At 37.0% G+C, this 20,744-nt stretch carries 13 protein-coding genes and 2 pseudogenes; 5 read left to right on the top strand and 10 right to left on the bottom strand.

The features are described 5' to 3' along the window. Positions 1–363: 363 nt before the first annotated feature. Both sbmA and FY049_RS21120 read left to right on the top strand, forming a co-directional pair. Complete coding sequence (sbmA, locus tag FY049_RS21125; protein ID WP_151958178.1) at positions 364–1,560, top strand: peptide antibiotic transporter SbmA; 1,197 nt, start codon at positions 364–366, stop codon at positions 1,558–1,560. Between the two features lies 1 nt (position 1,561). Beyond that, positions 1,562–1,742: pseudogene (locus FY049_RS21120) on the top strand (3-oxoadipate CoA-transferase); the annotation flags it as partial. 293 nt (positions 1,743–2,035) lie between these two features. Here the strand turns inward: FY049_RS21120 and phnX are convergent. From phnX to FY049_RS21080, 8 genes and pseudogenes are all read right to left on the bottom strand, one after another. Beyond that, positions 2,036–2,851 (bottom strand): phosphonoacetaldehyde hydrolase, encoded by an 816-nt coding sequence (phnX, locus tag FY049_RS21115; protein WP_446084316.1) that lies wholly within the window; start codon positions 2,849–2,851, stop codon positions 2,036–2,038. 192 nt (positions 2,852–3,043) lie between these two features. Continuing rightward, positions 3,044–4,177, bottom strand: a complete 1,134-nt coding sequence (phnW, locus tag FY049_RS21110; protein ID WP_446084315.1) for a 2-aminoethylphosphonate--pyruvate transaminase — start codon at positions 4,175–4,177, stop codon at positions 3,044–3,046. A 56-nt stretch (positions 4,178–4,233) separates the two neighbouring features. After that, positions 4,234–5,388, bottom strand: a complete 1,155-nt coding sequence (locus FY049_RS21105) for a TIGR03364 family FAD-dependent oxidoreductase (protein ID WP_446084314.1) — start codon at positions 5,386–5,388, stop codon at positions 4,234–4,236. A gap of 114 nt (positions 5,389–5,502) precedes the next feature. Next, positions 5,503–7,217 (bottom strand): annotated as a pseudogene (locus FY049_RS21100) (putative 2-aminoethylphosphonate ABC transporter permease subunit). Continuing rightward, positions 7,211–8,404: an ABC transporter ATP-binding protein gene (locus FY049_RS21095; protein WP_446084313.1), complete on the bottom strand. Its 1,194-nt coding sequence runs from the start codon at positions 8,402–8,404 to the stop codon at positions 7,211–7,213. The pseudogene FY049_RS21100 and the gene FY049_RS21095 overlap by 7 nt, the downstream one beginning before the upstream one ends. Positions 8,405–8,474: 70 nt before the next feature. Next, positions 8,475–9,476, bottom strand: a complete 1,002-nt coding sequence (locus FY049_RS21090; RefSeq protein ID WP_410549118.1) for a putative 2-aminoethylphosphonate ABC transporter substrate-binding protein — start codon at positions 9,474–9,476, stop codon at positions 8,475–8,477. Positions 9,477–9,625: 149 nt separating this feature from the next. Further along, positions 9,626–10,360: a UTRA domain-containing protein gene (locus tag FY049_RS21085; protein ID WP_411909874.1), complete on the bottom strand. Its 735-nt coding sequence runs from the start codon at positions 10,358–10,360 to the stop codon at positions 9,626–9,628. 179 nt (positions 10,361–10,539) lie between these two features. Next, entirely contained in the window at positions 10,540–10,869 is a 330-nt protein-coding gene (locus FY049_RS21080; protein ID WP_262086499.1) for a hypothetical protein, read from the bottom strand. Between the two features lie 430 nt (positions 10,870–11,299). Between FY049_RS21080 and FY049_RS21075 the strand changes: the two genes are divergently transcribed. From FY049_RS21075 to FY049_RS21065, 3 genes are all read left to right on the top strand, one after another. Then, positions 11,300–11,836, top strand: coding sequence for a DUF4189 domain-containing protein (locus tag FY049_RS21075; protein ID WP_262781232.1), 537 nt, complete (start codon positions 11,300–11,302; stop codon positions 11,834–11,836). 401 nt (positions 11,837–12,237) lie between these two features. Further along, on the top strand, positions 12,238–13,044 hold the full coding sequence (locus tag FY049_RS21070; protein WP_262086501.1) for an alpha/beta hydrolase: 807 nt from the start codon (positions 12,238–12,240) through the stop codon (positions 13,042–13,044). A gap of 443 nt (positions 13,045–13,487) precedes the next feature. Then, positions 13,488–14,759 carry a tyrosine-type recombinase/integrase gene (locus FY049_RS21065; RefSeq protein WP_446084322.1) on the top strand — a complete coding sequence of 424 codons (1,272 nt, stop codon included), beginning with the start codon at positions 13,488–13,490 and terminating at the stop codon, positions 14,757–14,759. Between the two features lie 254 nt (positions 14,760–15,013). Here the strand turns inward: FY049_RS21065 and FY049_RS21060 are convergent, their stop codons facing one another. Both FY049_RS21060 and FY049_RS21055 read right to left on the bottom strand, forming a co-directional pair. Further along, positions 15,014–15,337 (bottom strand): hypothetical protein, encoded by a 324-nt coding sequence (locus tag FY049_RS21060; protein WP_446084312.1) that lies wholly within the window; start codon positions 15,335–15,337, stop codon positions 15,014–15,016. A 15-nt stretch (positions 15,338–15,352) separates the two neighbouring features. After that, complete coding sequence (locus FY049_RS21055) at positions 15,353–20,635, bottom strand: DUF637 domain-containing protein (RefSeq protein WP_446084311.1); 5,283 nt, start codon at positions 20,633–20,635, stop codon at positions 15,353–15,355. Positions 20,636–20,744: the final 109 nt, after the last annotated feature.

Genomic DNA, 20,744 nt, shown 5'->3' with positions numbered 1-20,744 from the left:
AATTTTGATTTAACTTGTCCGTTTTCAAATTCATTATTTATATAAATTTTTCCATAAAATCAAAATTTTACTGCAAATACACCTCAAACGATACTAGGCAAAACTCAGATTTTTCTTATGGTCTAAAGCACATTAGTTAAATGATAACTGCTTATTTTGTTGGCCAATTTCGATTGTAACTATCCCAAAAAGTCATTTGGTACAGAACGATAAGTTCACCGTAAGCTTTTATTTTTTAAATTTCAGATGAAATGAAAACTCAACATTAGAAATGCACTTGAATGCCCTTTATTGTTATATTATAACATAACACTTAAATAATCTTATTAACTGCGTTCCTTCAAGTCACAGGGCATTTTTTACATGTTTAGGTCGTTTTTTCCCAATCCAAAGTGGTTTTTTTTATCCTTAATTGCTTGGTTCATCATTAATTTATTTTTGTGGAATTCTGGTGGAAGCCATTGGGGTGAGTTTTTAGGTTTACCCAAAGGTTATGCAAATATAGAACTTCCCATAGGCGTTAGTCGCTTCTGGTCACTCTCTTTTATATGGTTTTATTTATGGTTCTTCATCTCAACGTCTATTTTTGCAGGTTTTTGGCATTTAAAATCAGATAACCGTTGGCAAAGATGGTCCGTATGGGGGTCATCATTTATTCTATTTAATATCTGGTTTGGCGTTCAAGTAAGCGTCGTAATCAATGCTTGGTATCAACCATTCTATAACCTTATTCAAAACATGTTAGAAAATGGTGGAGGTGATATTAAAGAACTCTATATGGGAACAATTACTTTCTTATTGATTGCTCTAGTTGCAGTTACTTTAGCTGTAATCAATTCTTTTTTTACCAGCCATTATGTATTTCGTTGGCGCACAGCTATGAATGAATATTATACCGAGCACTGGCAAGAACTACGTCATGTAGAAGGTGCTTCCCAACGTGTTCAAGAAGATACCATGCGTTTTGCAACAATTTTAGAAGACCTTGGTGTAAATTTTATTAAGGCGATCATGGTATTAATTGCTTTCCTGCCTATTTTATTTGAACTTTCTAAACAAGTAACAGAATTACCACTGGTTGGAAATATTGATCACTCTTTAGTCTGGGCAGCAATCGTATGGGCAATATTCGGTACAGTTTTACTTATGCTGGTCGGGATTAAATTACCTGGTCTACAATTTAATAATCAAAAGGTTGAAGCGGCTTATCGCAAAGAATTGGTTTATGGAGAGGATCATGAGCAACGGGCACAACCTAAAACATTAAAAGCACTATTTGGAAGTGTTCGGCAAAACTATTTCCGATTGTACTTTCATTACACCTATTTTAACCTAGCAAGCATCTGGTATATTCAATTAGATATTTTGTTTAGCTTATTCGTTTTATTTCCATCCATTGCAACTGGAAAAATGACATTAGGACTCATTACCCAAATTACCAATGTTTTTGATCAAGTACGTCAATCTTTTCAATATTTGATTAACTCTTGGAAAACAATTATAGAGTTACTTTCCATTCACAAACGTTTAAAAGCTTTTGAATCAATTTTAGATAAATAACATTAAGACTAAATTATCTTATCCTGTAACAGCTTTGAAATGTGTTGATCGTATTTATACTGATCTTTGTGTGATTGATGTGGCTGAGAAAGGTGTGAAAGTCATTGAAAATGTAGACGGTTTAAGCTTTGACGAATTGCAGTCGATAACTGGATGCGAAGTTGATTGATGTAACTGTATAAAACCTCCCTTCGTTCCTCATGAAAGGGGGGCAACTTACATTGCAAAACATTGAATGGATGCTATTAGGCAACATAAGTTTTATAAGAATAATTTTGGAAAACCGTACTCGCTTCCTTATAAAATCGATTTAACTCATAGCTTGGTCTACCACAAACAACCAAGCAAACACTCAAGTTAATTAAACAATTTCTCATGGATTCATCATTTTCATGCAGCATGAGGAAATTAAAAAAAGAATTGATATTTCAGCTCTAAAAAAATACCAGTCATAAAGACTGGTATTCATCATCTATTAAGGCTTTTCACCATTTGCTAAACGCTGTTCAATCGCATCCAATACCGCAGGTAAGTCAGCAATACTATCAATTACATAATGTGCACCTGAAGCATTCATTTTTGCGTATGCTTTTTCTTTTAAACCTAGTTGTTCAGACGCTGATAGTGCAGACCACTCTTCGAAGCTTAGCCCCACTTCATTCCCACTGACGGCCAAGCCCACAGTCCAACAACCAGCGTTTAAACCTTCTTCGATGCCGACCACTGTGTCATCCACTTTCACCACAGTTTTAATATCTAACACATCAAGTTCAATTAGGTTTTTCCACAACATTTCAGGATAAGGACGGCCATGTTTCACATCACTGGCTGTAATAGTACAGTCAGGCACATAACCTTGATCAGCTGCATCTTGCACCAATTGACCAATCATCATCGAAGCATAACCAGTATTACTGCCAATTTTTGCACCACGGGCACGAATATCAGCAAATGCGTCTAATGCACCCGGAATCAATTTTGAGCAGCTTGGGATGCTTTTCAATTGGTATGGAATAAAGTCCTGATATAAACGGTCAATATCCGCCACAGTCACTTCAGCACCATGTGCCTGTTTCCACGCACTTGCAACACGAGGCATTTTCAAAACTGCCGCAATGTGATCGCGTTTTTCCAAACCCATTGGTGCACGTGCTTCTTCAATTGAAATTTCAACTTTATTATCTGCAAATAAAGCCATAAATGCCAAAATTGGTGCGCGTGAACCAAAATCTACTGTTGTACCTGCCCAATCAAAAACGACGGCTTGTAATGCTGAATTTGAAGTGTTCATAAGGTTATCCTATTCATTTCTCAAAGTTAAAAATAGCTGTATTGCGTAAGTTAAGTTTTGCGTAATATTTAATTTCTAATGGCAGCGCCCGCTCCTTTTAAAAGGAGAGCTAGGAAGAGGATTTATAATCTCCCCAGCCTAACCTCCGCCCTAAGCCATAAATGGCACAAGAAAAGGAACTGTGAATTCCAATCAAATACGATAGTGCTCAATCGCTGTTAAAAGTCGTTCAATATCATCTAAATAAATCTCTCCGATATTGCCGATACGGAAGCAATTTAAGTCGGTGACTTTGCCCGGATAGATTACAAACCCTGCTTGTTTCAGATTTTCATACAAGGCTTGGAAGCTAAAATCGGCTTCATTTGGATATAAAAATGTAGTGATAATTGGAGATTGTGGTGCGTCTTGATCTAAGACCATTTCAAAACCAAGCGCTTGCATACCTGCGGCTAAACGTTGTTGATTATTGAAATAACGCTGATAACGTGCGGTTACTCCGCCTTCTTGCTCTAATTCTAAAAGCGCTTGATAAAAAGCCCGCACCACATGAGTGGGTGAAGTAAAACGCCATTTACCATTATGGTGTTCCATGGTGTTCCATTGGTCGTATAGGTCTAAACTGACTGAACAAGCCAAACCTTTGCACGCTTGTAATTGCTCACGTTTTGCCAAAATAAAACCAAAGCCAGGTACACCTTGAATGCATTTATTGGCACTTGAAATCAAGAAATCAATTTCGAGCTCTGCAATGTCCATTGGCACGCCACCAAAAGAACTCATCGCATCGACAATCCACACTTTGTTTTTGGCTTTGACAATACGCCCAATCGCTTGAATTGGGTTTAATACACCTGTGGTGGTTTCGCAATGCACACATGACACATGAGTGATGCTGTCATCTTCAAGTGCTTTTTCGATATCAGCCAGTTGAGGGATTTGCATTTCAGGGTAGCGTAATTCCACCACGTCAATTTTTAAACATCGAGCCATTTGCACCATGCGTGCACCATATGCCCCGTTATTGATAATTAAAATTTTACCATCCTTTGGAATCGCCGAACCTAACACTGCTTCTACAGAGAAACTCCCACTGCCTTGCATCAACACAGCACTATATTGTTCAGGTTTTGCAGTTGCCAACGCCACCAAACGACTGCGGATCTCCTGAACCAATGCGTTATATTCTTTGTCCCAAGTACACCAATCACGTTGCATCACACGACGCACACTTTTCGAAGTAGACAATGGTCCTGGTGTCAACAGTAAGTATTTATTTTCAACATCGTTTTCAATTGTGTTTGAAAGTTCAATTTGTACGTTCATTTCGCCTAACCTTTGATCAATTTCATACAGCATAAACAAATCTGGTTTAAACCAGATTACAAAATGTAATTTTCTAACATTTCTTTCATAAATCCTGCGCCTGTGGTCATGCCTTTGCCTGCAATCGCACTGACAAGGAAAATATTGGTTTCAGCTTCCATCACACATGCCAATTCCGTAGGATGAGTCAGATAGTAACCATTCCAACGAGATTCAATTTCAGGTAGTTCTAAGCCAATATTTTCTTTGCAATATTGCAAAATGAATTGGTTAATTTCTTCACGTTGATTAAATTGTGGTATGTCTTCAATCGGATAATATTCATGGCTATCGCCCAAAATAATTTGTCCGAATTCATTTTGTTTAATCAGGATATGAATACCGTACTTTTCAACTAAATCGATTTGTGATTCATTGCGTAAATCTTGATGACTAGGGCAAATCTCAAAAGCGGGATAACGAGAGATCGACAATCCTGAATAAATCGAACCTTTGAGATTGACTTTTAGCGGTTTGGTTAATGCCATTTGTAAAGTACAACGCAATAAACCTTTTTGTTGTAAGAGCTCGGGATACAACAATTGTGTCTCTTCACCATGACAAATCATGACTTTATTTGCGGTAAATGTTTGACCTGATGCCAAGCGAATGTACGCCATGCCTTGGTTAAATTGCGTCAGTACCACAGAGGCATTGCAATGAATTTGTACACCAAGTTTTTCGGCATGTTGCAACAAACGCAGTCCCACCAAATGTGGCTCAACTGAATAATCTTCATGAAAAACCATACCGCCACGTAGCGCAGTTTCTGGGTTTAAATAAGTATATTGATCAAACAGTTGCTGCTTAGACAATAGACTTACAGGAATCTGATAATCAGCTGCAGCTTGAGCAAACTCGTTTAATACTTGCCATTCAAGTTCAGTATTCGCGAGATACAACCCGTTCCGCTGTTGAAATGAAATATCGGTTTGTGCCTGAATCCGTTGATAAAATTCACGGGTTGCCAAAGCATATTCACGCCATTTCGCATCAGGACGGCTTAGAGTCGAAGTCCCAACCATGCCAAAGTTACGGCGAGTCGCACCTATAGGTTGTGCATATTTTTCAAAGACTTGTACCTTTAAACCTTGCTCTGCCGCTTGGATCGCAGCCGATATTCCTAAAATGCCTGCACCGACAATAATTAAGTCAAATTGTGCTGTATTCATTGTCTTTTCCACCTTATCTACTTTTTTTAGCACGCAAAATCCCCAGCGCCTAAAAGAAAGCGTTCAATTCAAATGGTTTAGTTAATTAAAAAGATTGACTGAAAGATCAATTTGTTATGAATGTGTTTGCTCACGCCAACGTTGTGTTGACGTCATCATTTTCCGAGTGAATAACCAATGCAGCAACTTGACTACACATGAGGTGAGTAAAATCAAAATACTCATCGCCACAGCTGCCACGGTATCACCTGCATCATCCATATTCAGCACCGCCACCGATGCCAAATTGGTATCAGGTGAATAAAGGAAAATCGCAGCTGAAACAGTAGTCATGGCATTGACAAATAAATACACCAACACATCACACAGCGCAGGAAAGGTTAAAGGCAAATATACTTTGCGGAACATTGTCCAATGTGAAGATCCTAAACTTTGTGCAGCATGATCAAGTTGATTTGGGATCTGTTGAATCGCATGCGTTAAGGTCAAATGTGGCACAGTGTAATAATGAATAATGGTTGAAATCACCAACAGCGTCATCGTACCGTAAACGAAAGACACAGGATTTTGCGGTGCGTTAAAGAACAAGATATAAGCAATACCCAACACCAAGCCCGGCACAGCCAAAGGCAATAACACCAAGACTTTTACATAGTTTTTTAGCAAAGGATATGCTTTAAAACGGGTACTAAATAAGGCAATGATGAAAATTATCATCGTACCGAAAACGGTACTGAACAATGCCAATTTGATTGAGTTAAAATAACTTGCCCAACCACCACCATCAACATATTCAAAACGATAATGATTTAAGGTTATTGACAAATCATAGGGCCAATAGCGAATGAATGATGCGAGAATCGCAGTCACAATAATCAGTAAAATACCGCCTGAAATCACCCCACAAAATACAGTTAATGCTTTTCAATTCGAGGATTGGCACGCAAACGATAAGGCTGAATTTGGAAATTTTGATAGCGTTCCTGATGACGACTTTGGTATCGATCAAAAATGAATGCCAACACCGCAGGACAGAGCAACAAAATCGAAATGACGGCACCCATGTTCATATTTTGTTGACCAATGATCTGCTTATACACATCCAACGCCATCATATTGAATGACCCGCCAATCACTTTGGGAATCCCAAAATCGGTAATGACATAAGTAAATGCCACCAGACAGGCACTGACTAAACCATAGCGAATCGCAGGAAAAGTCACAGCCCAATGAGTTTGTAGCGTATTTTTTCCTAAAGCATGCGAAGCCTCAATCAAATGTTGATCAATATGGCGAAATGCCCCCATCATCAACATGACCATGGCAGGAAATAGCCAAAAGCAATAACTGATCAAAATGCCTAGTGGACCATAAATTTCCACCTCGCCCATCATGCCCTTAAAAACACCTTGCTGACCAAACAAATACACCAAAGCCAATGAAGGTAAAAGTGAAGGTGCAAGAATCGGTAAAAATGCCACGGTTTTAAAGAAAGCTTTGCCTCGAATATTGCAGTTAATCAATGCAAAAGCATAAACACTTGCCAAGCTCACCGTAATCAACATGGCTGTAATGGCGATCCACATCGAATTAAAAATCGATGAGATTAAGGCCGGATTGGAAAAATAAGCTGTAAAGTTATCCAACCCGACAAATTGATGCTGTTCATTTAAAAATGCGCTTTGCATCAATACGATTAAGGGTGCAATCAAACTCAAGGTGAATAGAATTGCTGCGACAAACAACACTGCACTTGAACGCAATGAATAACGAAAACGATGTGCTGTTTGACTACTTAATAAAGCATCTGCGGCAGACTGATTTAACATCTCGCATGCCCTCGTGAATCAAACACATGTAAGTCACGAATCGGCACTTGCAGATACATTCCATCTTGCACAACCGCCATATGTTGGTGATCCACATCAACTTGCAACATATTGTCATCGGCATGATTTTGGTTTTGCACCACGCAGAATAAACGACGTTTTGCGCCTAAAAACTCAGTGTTGACAATATGTACAGCTAAATTTAAATATTCAGTAGAAGGTTCATTTCCAGCAACTAAATTGACATTTTCAGGTCGAAAAGCAATTTCATAGTGTTCATATTGGGCAAAGTTTAAATGTGGAAATTCAATAAAAGATTGCTCATTCATTTTTAAACGATGCGTATCGACCGCTACTGTCTGTATAAAATTCATCGAACCAATAAACTGTGCTACAAAACGAGTTTGCGGTTTGTAATAAATATTATGTGGCGTATCGAGTTGTTCAATCACACCTTTATTCATCACTGCCACACGGTCAGAAATACTTAACGCCTCTTCCTGATCATGCGTAACCATGATCGCAGGCAAATTTAATTGGCATTGAATGGTACGAATTTTTTGGCGGAGGTTTAAACGTACCAACGCATCCAAAGCTGACAACGGTTCATCCAACAACAAAACATCAGGATTGGGCGCAATCGCACGGGCTAAAGCCACACGCTGTTGCTGACCGCCTGACAATTGATTGGGATATTTTTCTGCAATATTGGGCAATTCAATTAAGTTTAATAATTCATTGATACGAAATTGAATCTCTTGCGCTGACCAGTGTTTTTTATGCAAACCAAATGCAATATTTTCCGCCACAGTTAAGTTTGGAAATAGTGCATAGTTTTGGAAAACAATCCCGCATTTACGTTTTGCAGTATTAAAATGGGTAATATCAATTTGTTGTTTAATCACTTTGCCATAATCAGGCTGTTCAAGCCCAGCAATGATGCGTAGCAATGTTGTTTTACCACAACCTGATGGACCTAAAAAGCTAACAAATTCACCTGCTTTCAGGTCAAGGTTAATGTGTTCCAAGACACGGCTTGAACCAAAAGATTTTTGAATATCCATCACTTCAAGCACTGTTTTTGATTCTGCCATTTTAAATGTTCTTAAAGTTGAGAGCAGATGCCCTGCCGAATTTGGCATGGCTTGCCCTGTCCTACTATTTTGTAAATGCGATGGAATTTGCATACTGCACCTAGTTTTTTATCGTTAATTTTGAATAACTGATTCTGAATAGCTTGTTGTGTACATGATTCAATTACTTTTCAAATTTTGCTGACCATTGTTTTAGAATTGATTCACGCTGTTCAGCTGCCCAATAAAAATCATTCTTCACCAATTGCTGCGCAAGATTTTTTGGGAAGTCCTGATTTTTGCTGTGAACATTTTGATGTGCCACCATTGAAAAGTTTTGTGCATAAGCTTCATTGGCAGCTTGGCTAATGCTCCAATCAATAAACTTCTCTGCACTGCTGAGTTTTTTCGTACCTTTGACAATGGCTGAGGCTTCCATTTCCCAACCTAGCCCCTCTTTCGGATAGACGATTTCTAAAGGCGCACCACGCGATTTCAACTTAAAGCCCGGATAACCAAACGAAATTCCAATGACCGTTTCACCCTGAGCCGCCATCTTGCAAGGCTTAGAGCCTGAATGTACATATTGAGAGATGTTTTTATCGAGTGCCTGCATATATTGCCAAGCTTGCTTTTCACCAAAAATTTGCATCCATGCAGTCACATCCAAATAGCCTGTGCCACTCGATGCCGGATTTGGCATCACGATTAACCCTTTATAAATTGGTTTAGTCAGGTCTTGCCAGGTTTGCGGAATCGGTAATTTTTTCTTTTCCAATTCAACAGTATTGACACAAACAGCCGACTCCCAAGCAGTCATGCCTGTCCATGTTGGAATGTCTTTTTGGCTATAAAAATCGATTTTAAGTTGTTCGACATGTTTCGGGCGATACGGTTGCAATAAGTCTTTTTTTTCCATGACCAATAAACTGGTCAAAGCAAGTCCCATCACCACATCGGCTTGTGGATTCTTTTGTTCTGCTAATAATTTTGCGGTGATCACACCTGTCGAATCACGCACCCATTTTACTTTTAATTCAGGATGTGCTTTGCGTAATTCCCATTGATAACGCTTTAATTGATCCGCTTCAACCGCGGTATAGACCGTGATTTGCTCAGCATCATTCGAGGTTGAAGACGTGGTGCATGCCGTGCTGACACAAGCAAATAAAATACTTGTGCCCATGGCGAGGAGCTTTTTTTGCTGCTGTTTTAGATACGGGCTCATTATGACATTCCTAACGAATGCTGCTTCTTGATAGCCTGTATTTCAACAAAAGTTTATGACAATTTAATTAATCTGGTTTAAACCAGATTAATTATTTTAATTCTTTATCATGACGCTTCAAAATGCAAATCGAGTACATCATGTAACCAATATTCTTGGTCAACATCGGTAATCACTCCATTTTGATCGCAGTTGGTGCGACAAATATATAAACCCATACTACCAACATTGACATGCAATGCTTTGGCTTGTTGTTCTGACAATACCGTTGGATAGAGATTAATATGCGCTCGGGTCAATTGCCGTTGATAGTGCTCTGCCATCAAAGTCGTAATAGAACCTTCTAATTGTTGTTCTAAGAATTGAGGAAATAAACTTGCATTGATACGTAAATGTTCAACTACCGCAGGACGACCATTGATACTACGACGTCGCCACATCGAATAAATATCATCACCCACCGAAATTTTTAAATGTGCTGCATCCCAGGAAGTCGCTTGCACCAATTCCGCAGAAATCAATTCCGTACTTGGTACACCACTTTGCTCAGTCACATATTGGTTAAAACTTTTGGTTGATTGCGGACGGTAAATAATTCGTGGCGCACGAACAAACCAACCACGGCGATCTAAACGATAAATAAGACCATCCATTTCCAAAGCCAATAATGCTTCTCGAACAGCGACACGTGTGGTAGCAAATTGTTCCATCAACACACGCTCTGAAGCCAGTTTGGTATTGGCACTCCATTGCCCTGACTCAATCTCATGGGCAATAGCATCTCGAATGGCAATATATTTGGGAATACGTGGAGAAGTCGTTTCTTGAACAGGCATACACATTTATTTTGTGAAAATTTCTTCTAATATACTCAAATATCGTGTCTAAGCGATGACATTTTTAAAATAAGCATAGTTCATACACAAATTTTATGTTTTAAAAAAGCTCATCTTTTGATGAGCTTTTGGAGATCACAATGAAATGTGTTGAGTCTAAAAGACTCATAATTTTTCTCAAAGAATTACTTATTTGTTTTGTTTGGCATCTCCATATTTGAATGATCCATATCCTTCATCGAAGAAGGCATATTGGTCATTTTTGAATGATCCATTTGTGACATTTCTGAGGCGTTTCCATGCTGATGTTGCGTTGAGTTATTTGTTTGAGTTTTAGGATCATTGTTTGTTTTACAATTTTTTTCACATTTCTTTTGTTTCTTGTCTATTGGCTGTTCATCGACTGTTCTAGTCAACACTTTATCTTCATCCTCATGTGCCCATGTTTGAACTGTGGTCATTAAAGCACCCATACAGATTAAAGCTGTTACACTTCGATTAAGTACATTTTTCATGAGTTTCTCTCAGATTAAGTTTGTTGACTTTTACAATAAAATAATTTGCCAAACTTTAAAGTGACATGAAAATGATATTTTAGTCAGCCAAAACTATATGAGCTTTTATAAAACAATCTGCAGCATATGATCACAGTATAAGGACTTTGGTGTTCTACTCATTCAATCAACTCAAAATGGGGGTATTACCGAACGATTTGTTTTTTTCTATATGAAAGAAAGCCAATGTTCATTTTAATGCCACATCAATTAGCCAAATTATTGCATTAAAAGACGGAACTAAAAATTTTAGGTGCTATCCTTTCTACCGAGATTGCACTGACATTTAAAAACACAAAAGAACTTATTATCATTTTAAAATATAGGATTTATATAGAATAACTCATAGCTTTCCTTATTATTAAGCCATGATTTTAAAGGAGATTAATGAATGACATTGACAAATAATCAGATTTTAAATTTATCCATTTTCTTTATTCTTATCATTTATTTAACTATTGAGAATGCACATGCTGAAGGGAATTGTCCTTCAGGCTATTATCCAATAGGTGGGCAAGGTGCTCAAGGTTGCGCACCTATTCCAGGTGGAGGAAGTGGTGGATATACGAATCAAAATCCAACTTTGTATCCTATGATTGAAACATTATGGGGTGCGATTGCAGAGGATAAAAGTAAAGGCTTAAAAGGGCGTCCAATTGGTTTTACAAGAAATTTTAAATCTAAAGATGAGGCACAAGCAAAAGCATTAAAAGCGTGTCAACAGGATGGCGGACAAAAATGTGAAGTATCTAAAACCTATTCTAATCGCTGTGTTGCTATAGCTGATCCAATTAATGATGGTCAAAAATCAAAAATTTTACTTGATTTTTCAGAGGATGGGGCTAAAAAAGGTGCATTAGTGTTTTGTTTAAGTGAAAATTTACAGCCTTGTCGTATTGTATATTCTGGCTGTAGTCTCGGATACTAGCACTAACAAAAACATAATTTACTGATTCATACCCCAAATGATGATTTTGCTTTTATTAATCTACATAAAGGTAAAACAATCGTATGCCAGAAACACTACTTGGACTTTAAACCACGACAATTTTTTGTTGCAGGATCTATTTTCAGTAATTTGGCTTATCAACTCGAATTATAGCTATTGCGTTCTATATATAATTAAAAAATAAATGATAATTGATCTATTCCATTTCTTAATTTCAACGTATTCGTCATGTTTGCCCGATGTATCATTAAAATGGTTAAAAATATGAGCGATACCCAATTTCCATAAAGGAAATTAATAAGTAATACATTTTGAAATACAAGTTCCAAAAAGGAACTTTATTAGATATTATAAACTTTGAAAAATATCGGATAACCAAAATGAAAAAAATTGCTCACCAAATTCTACGAAAGCCATTTTTTGGAAGATTCGAAGTACCTTGGATTTGGCCTCAAGCTATTTCTAAAGAAGACTGGGAGGCTGTCACTATTCCCTTAACTGACCAGCAAGCACTCGCAGGCTACTGGAAAAGTGCACCAGCAGCAAAAGCAACTTTAGTACTTGCTCATCCAATGGGAAAAGCGGCTAAAGCATTTTGGCTCCGTTACGGACATGCAGATCTATTTTTAAAAAATGGCTATAACGTACTTATTTATGATGCTAATGGTTTTGGAGAAAGTGAAGGATTCTCATTTGACTATCCCAATGATGTATATCATGCAGGGATATATGCTCAAAAGCGAACACCCGAATTAAATGTAGGTTTAATTGGTGCGTCATTTGGTGCAGCTTGGGGACTATGCTCATTAGCAAAAGATGGACACCCATATAAAATTGCAGTATTTGAAGGCACATTTCCGACATTACCAGAATTCTGGAAACATTATCCAGTCGCTCATGCAATGCTCAAGGTATCAAATACACTACTACCAAAACTTAATCAGGAACTCAATCCGTTAGCAAAATCTACACAAGTAAAATATCAACCACCCATCTTATTAATGTATGGAGAAAAAGATATTTATACTCCACCCGAGTTTGGCCACCGGCTTAAAGTAGGGCTCGACCATGTAACAAAAGTAGAAATTAAAATCTTCGCGGATGCAGAACATACTTATATTTATCGAGATTTCCCTGAACAATATTCAGCATGCGTAATACCCTTTTTAAAGCAGCATTTTGCTTAGAAACGGTTTTGCAGTACAAACCTATCTCTAAGGCTTATTCAGCAATATGATTCTTAGGTGAATAAGCCTGCAGCTAAAATCTATAGAAAAATATTTTGTCCATTTTGGAGCGGCTCCGGATGCCGCTATTCGCTGAGATCGCGATCAATACAATAGCAGCCAAATGTTGCGTAGCGTCGCCAATGGACTTGAATGGTCATCAGCTACAATTTCGAATAGTGCCAAATTTGTGCCAAATAAAAAGGGAATCAAACTATTCGTTTGATTCCCTTTTTATTTGGCGGGAGCGGTGTCCGTATAACACCTGTATTATGCCGTCCAACCCAATCCAACATAAATATATTTTTCAACAATTTATGTAAAAATCAATCCAACCGCGTCTTGCAAAACCCAATCATTTCTAATATTCTATGTGGGTTTTTATGTGGGACAAGAACAAGCCTATGCCTAAGAAAGCCAAGGAACTCTCTGCACTCAGTGTAGCAAAAATCAAAGGAAATGGCAGGCATGCTGTAGGCGGTGTCAATGGTTTGCACCTGCGTATTGTGAATGACTCTCGTGCTTGGGTACTACGTGTTGTTGTAGGTCAGCGCTTTGATGAAAATGGCAAACAGCAACTTCATCGCCGTGATATTGGATTGGGATCTTACCCAGAAGTGTCACTAGCAGAAGCAAGGGCTAAAGCTCATGAAATGAAAGCCCAAATTCGAAATGGGAATGATCCTATCCAACAAAAACAAGATCAACTTCAAGCTTTACGTATTCAAAAGCTCCGTGATCGTACTTTCAGTGAATGTGCCAAAATTGTAATTGCCAATAAATCACGTGAGCTGAAAAATCAGAAACATATTGCTCAATGGTCGACCACGTTAGAAACTTATATCTATCCTATTTTAGGTGACCGTGTGATTGGCTCAATAACTAAAGTCGATATTGCCAAAGTTTTGGAACCCATTTGGGCTGAGAAAAATGAAACGGCTAAACGACTCCGTGGCCGTATTGAAACCATTTTTGATTATGCCAAGGCTATGGAATATTTTGAAGGTGATAACCCTGCCGAATGGAAAGGTAACTTAGAACCTATTCTAGGTAATTTAAAACAAGTATCACGCCCTCACCCTTCTTTACCTTATGATCAGTTAGCAGAATTTGTTCAACACCTGCGCCATAAAAATGGTATTTCACCTAAAGCGCTAGAATTTGCAATTTTAACAGCTTGTCGTTCTGGTGAAATCTTTGGAGCTAAATGGCAAGAAATTGATTTTGAATATAAAGTATGGACTATTCCCAAAGAACGCATGAAAGCTGAAAAAGAGCATCGTGTTCCGCTTTCAGAGCCAGCTATTGAATTGCTAAAATCAATTCAAGCTGATGCTCGATCACAGTGTTACATTTTCACTGCACCTCGTGGTGGTGGCATGCTTTCCGATATGTCCTTAACTGCTTTGATTAAGCGTATGCATGAACAAAAACTTAAGGAAAATGGCTTAGGCTATATTGACCCAAAACAAAATCGAGTAATTACCACACATGGTTTTCGATCTACTTTCCGTGACTGGTCTGCTGATATGACCGATTATCCTCGCGAAGTCTGTGAACATGTCCTTGCACATAAACTGCCTGATGAAGTTGAAGCTGCATACTTACGTGGGGCATACTTAGAAAAACGTAAAAGTTTAATGGCAGATTGGGCTCAGTTTTGTAGCTCAAAATGAGCAAAACCCGCATAAAACTGAGCCTCCAGCCCTCTGATGGCTGGAAGCTTCTCGAATCCATTCTATTTATCAGTTTTAAAAGGCGCATATAAAATAACTTATAGACTAGATTGAAAACGAATTATAAGTTGAAAGAATCTAGCACAAATTTAAACTGACAGACACACTAAAAAATGGGTAACTGGCGGATTGGTTTGAGCTAGTACAATTTATGCAATAAATCCGCTATCATACACAGTTACTAAAAACAGAAACTATGCGATCAAAACTTTCCAGAATTCTATTTTTTTATTGCTAAAAAAAGATAAGAAATCTTGCAAAGAACCTCTCAAATTTTCAGACAAATAAACAGCACTATTATCTTTTAAAAGCTGATGTATTTCATCTATTAACCTTTTTAAATCTTCATTTTCGATAAAAAATTCATCTTCACTATGAGATTCATCAATTAATTTATTAAACATAGGCATATCTTCAAATGTAGAGCTAGAAATCTGCGAAAATAAAGCACTAAAGCTTCCTAAGTAAAATGTTTTATTATCGTTCTCATTATTATAAGCTACAATACAAATCCCCATCTTAATTCTCCTTAATCAATCAAATATAAATACATTACCTTTACCCAAAATTTTCTCAGACTGTATTATTAATTGAGAAAATCTTTCACTATTTCCTCTTTGATAATAAACCTGCGCTTTGACGCCTTTTGAAACTGCTTCTGATTTAATAGCTTTCAAAGCTATTTCAGTACCTTGCCAAACTTTATCAGAACTATTTTTTCCAGGTCCTCCAACTAAAATTAATTCTCCATTTTTACCATATACATCAATACCAGTTAATCTATTTCCATTTTTACCGATAATCCAAACATCTTCTAATATTATTTTTCCATTTACAGTATAGGGCTCAACCGCAATTTTTCCACCTGTAATTGATGCAACAGTTGCCTCTCTTTCTAAGCTTAAACGTTGATTATTAGTTAACCCTCGTAAATCTACAACCTGTCCAGAATTAGTTGTAATAAAGTCACAACAATTAGCATTATGAACCCAAATTCCAAATTCACCTACATGGTACGTATGATACTGATCAACCTCAATATTATAAACAGTATCAATATGAGATAATTTCTCTTGACTTACTACTGTTAAAACTTCATTGTTTCGATCTAAAAGCTGCATTTCCGATTGTAATAGTTCTGCCTTTATCCAACCTTGTCCTTTCACCCAGAATGGATGTTCTACTGTCGTGTATAAAATATCATTTATACCTTTCTGATTTTTTATAATAATCTTATAAATCGATTGATTCTCTGTACGTTTTGTACCAATGACTGTTTTAAAACTATATTCAAAATTTGAATCATTTCTTGACCAAACAAGATCACCATTTGTCAATTGCTCAATAGGCTTTAATCCTTTGTCTGTTTCTATTAATGTTCCAGCAACAAAGCATGAAGAACCGCTACATTGCGTGGCACTAAGTGGTTTATATTCTTGTTTTAAAACAACTTTACTATAGAGCCCTTTCAACTCATCAGCCTCTTTAAGCATTTGATTTCGAGCTGCCAAAGTAATACCTGCTGCTCCAGGGCCATAAATTGCTCCATCTGCAAACAAACCATCGACTGCTAAGCGAAATGATACATTACAAGCCGCTGTATTGGTTAAACAGCCTCTAATTGCAGCTGTAGTAACTACTCCCCCACCAACTGAAGCAACCATACCAAACAGAAGTACCATATCCGATTTCTGTTTTTCCTGATAGTTCTGCCATTTAGTATTACAAGATGCATTTATTGTCCCTCCACAATTCACATCAATAAAAGCTAATATTTTTGAGGCACTTTGAATAAAGGCAGTATCACTATTTGCATTTTTTAATAAACCTACAGCCGAAGCATCTTGTCTATTAATAAATTTAGTTTGTAAATTATAATCGACAAATGGAGTATTCTTTTTTGTCAAAATTCCAGCTTGTCGCGCTGTTTCATGCTCTAATTTACAATCTAAGGTCTTACAATTTAAATAGGCTTCTTGGTTAATTGCAAAATAACCATTTTTACCAAAATATTTATTATCTATTTGGTTTAAGCAATTACTATTACCACCACAATTTCTTATATCTTTATCTAACTCAACTACCTGTTTAGAAGTTAAATAATTATTATTAATAGCAACATTCGCTGCATTAGCTGCAATATTTACATCATAACCAGCCATTGCAGAAACTGTACCCGCCAATAATTGAGAAAGCCCTAGTACCTTTTTCCCATATTCAATCCGCTCTTCATTTGTCATTTGATCTACTGGTTTATCACTAGGTATAGCTCCTGCAACAATCTCGCCCATTGCTGCACCTATAGCTCCAGCCTCACAACTCTTTTGAAGAGCCCCAGCAACACAACCTGCAGCTGCATGAGCAATCTTATGTAAAACATAGTTGCCTTCCAAACCCTTTATTTGCTGAGCAAGTTCACCTTGTAATGCTCCAGCAAGACCAGACAATAATGCTTTTTGAAGATTTTCACTGAGATCACCACCATTCACTGCAGTTTGAACTAAAGTTGAACCAACCGAATTAGTGAAATTATTAATTACTCGTTCAGACCATAGAGTACTTTCTGGTTTCAACCCAAGTGTAGTACCTACTTGCTTTAATAGGCCTGCTGTTACAATTGATGTTGCTAAGCCTTTTACAGATTCCTTGCTACCTAAATCTTTAAGGGTTTTTCCAATGTCGCCACCATTGTTAATCAAACTAATACTCGCCTGTGTTGCGAGAGTACTTACTGCTGCACCAGCACCTGCCCCTATTGCAGCACTGGCCCCAGCACTAGCACCTAGACTACCACTTAAACCTGAAATTGCACTTACTGCACCAGAAGCAGCACCAGATGTTAAAACAGTAACAATAATTACAACTATTGCTGCGCCAGCGCCTGTTAAACCTTGTGACTTATAATCCCAATCCTTTTGAGCAAGAATGGCTTTATTCCAATCAACATCATTACGATTAACTAAATCTTTTAAATATTCATTCCCAGGTTGGTTTGCTAATCTTAATATCTCATCTCTAATTTGTACTTTATTCTGATCCTTCTCTCCCACGGGTATTTGTATACTAATCCCCCCTGCTGCTTTAAAAACTGGTGGTGTTGCCCCATTAAAACTTGGTAATTTTGCCGTTTCAGTGATTGAGCCTTTATCTTGCATAGATTGCCAAACAACAGAAGACTTTTCCTTTTTTGTTATTTCTGTAATTTTTGTTATTGCTGGGAATAATTCAATTTTCCCACCAGATTCTAATGTTGCTTCTTTTAAATATTGAAACTCAGTTCCTTCCAAACGCATATCATAACCAGACTTAGCACCAATATAATCCGCTTTTAATTTTGTTGGTAACTCTGAAAGTATTTCTCTACTAGTACTCGTTTTAGAGTTTCCTATTTTAATGCCAGCAAATGATGATTTTTTCGTCACATCAGTTTGACTGCTTGATGATTCTTGTACTGTATAAAAATTAAGCTTGCCGCCTGAACGTATTGATATTTTTCCTCCATCAGCTATAAATTTACCAGAATAGATATCAATACTATTATTTTGGTTCTGTTCCTTACTTTCAACCTTAATATTCTTACCAATAATTTCTACTGAAGCAGCATTTGCTTCTTCATTTTCAACTCTTGTCGTAATATACTTTTTTTTAAGCCCTCCCCACGATTTCCTCTTCTCTGTTTTTGTTGAGCGATCATAGTTAGTTTCTACAGCAGCATCGAATAAAATATTTTTATTGGCCTGGATGCTAACATCACCATTTTGAGATACCACACCAGTTGCTTGTAAAACTAAATTGTCGTTAAAGCTATTTCCAACAGCCTTAATATTTACGCCTGTTGAACCATTAATCACTGTAGGGCTAATTAAACGACGCACACTATAGTCTGCATCTGTATCTTTACCTCTATCATAAAAATCTGCTAAGCCATCAATTATGATACTTGCACCAATTTTTTTTGCTTTTCCATCTTTATCCAGTGTCGTACTTGTATATATTTGTGGTAAAGGTCCGCGTGCCTCAATATTTACAATACCATTCGATGCAACAATTTCAGCACCAGTAATTTGCGTACCTTTATTCGATATAATATCTATTTTACCAACATTACTTTTTAAATTAACGCCTTGATGCATATATCCGGATAAATTATCTTTGTAAAAATTAAGATCTTCATCTAAATCTTTTATTTTATTTGGATACTTATTACTAATATCAACAAAATATCTCCATTGTTTCTTAAAACTTGAATATTGTTTATCAATGTATACTTTTACATCATATAAACTTTCTAAATGCTTTTTAGCATTTGATAAAACTTGTGGGTCAATAGTTCCTTCAACCCAAACACCATAGTTATCATTAATGAATTTATATGTTGGGTCTTGAAATAAACTCTTTTGCTTTGAATCTAAAATAGCTTTAGTATTATTCAAATCATTAATAATTTTAACAACCTTATAATTATTAAAGGTATTTTTAACTCCATCAACCAATATATTTCCATCTGATGAAATAATTTTAATATCATTATTTGAATTAATTTGAGCACCTTCGATATTGATATTTTTACCTTCTAAACTCACCCCACCGTTAGACGTATTTAATTTAACCACTTGCTCAGAACCATTTCCAGCTGCCCCACCATAACCAAGTAAGTTCAAATCACCAGCTTTAGAGACTAATTCAATATCACCAGTAGCTTTTAAAGTGATTTTTTTAGGATCTATATTTAATGTTTTATTCGTTTGAACACTTAAATCACCATTAATACTATTAATCTTCGTATCATTTTTTAATAAATCACTGCCTGTTGCATTTAGCTCAACTGCTGTATTTGGGTTAAAACCTCCACCTGCTTCAACAAGTACAGCCCCACCCGTCAATTTTGCATTTTGTACATTAATATCTCCGCCACTGGTTACAGACAAACTACCTGTAGAGGTAAGTTGTGTGGATTTGGCTGAACTAAAGATAGGTACATCTGCTGCCACTGCAGAGCTGTTGATATAGATATTCTTTTTAGAATTTAAGGCCGTATGTGCTCTACCTAATGTAATCATACCATCCAAAGTCAGGTTATCTTTTGCAAAAACCTCAATATTTTTAGTGGCGTTTAAGGTCGTGTCAGTCAAGCTGGCTTTAAGATTAGAATTGATTAAAACATTACCCTGATTGGAATATAAATCTGATGATAAAGCAGTGACGTTGCCATCTCCAACTGAAGCAACATTAACTCCCTGAGCACCCAATAATACTGATCGAGTCAGCCCTGCATGAGTAAGCGTTACGTTTTTTCCTGCCATCAGTGAAAGTTTTCCACCATTGGATGTGGCTTTTAAACCACTGGTGATTAAACTGCCTTTATCAGCAGAAGCATTAATATCACCGTTGGCGGTCAATCCATGACTTAACGTTAAATCACCGACTTTGGATGTAATATTAATCGACTTGTCCGAAGTCAAAGCACTCCCTAAAACCAATTGATTCGCCTGCAGGTTGATATCATCTTTGGCTGAAAGAGCACCATTTAAAAGGTTAAGCTTATTTGCAGCATCCAGTTGTACTTTGCCTGAAATCTGAGCTAAGGCTGGGCCAGTATGTTCCCATGTTAAATTCTGATCACTATAAGCATTAATATTTTTGACTTTACTAACTGCATTATCTGCAATCAGCCCCATATTTTTTATCGCAATATCACCTGAACTGTTTAAATTCAGATTTTCACCTGCCCAGACAGTACCATCCTGAATATTAATTAATCCTTTGGTATCGTTTGAACCCGCCTTTAAGTTGATTGTGCCTACTGTTGCCTGCAATAGACTACCCTTCAGTTCTTGCTTATTCCCAGCTGCAATATTTAAGTCGTAACTAACAACCAATCCAGCATTTTGTGCTGCAATTAGATTATTTTTTATGTTTATATCC

This window comes from Acinetobacter sp. 1125_18A (genome assembly GCF_052824985.1).
The sequence above is the reverse complement of the archived record's forward strand: the minus strand, read 5'-3'. Positions and strand labels throughout refer to the sequence as shown.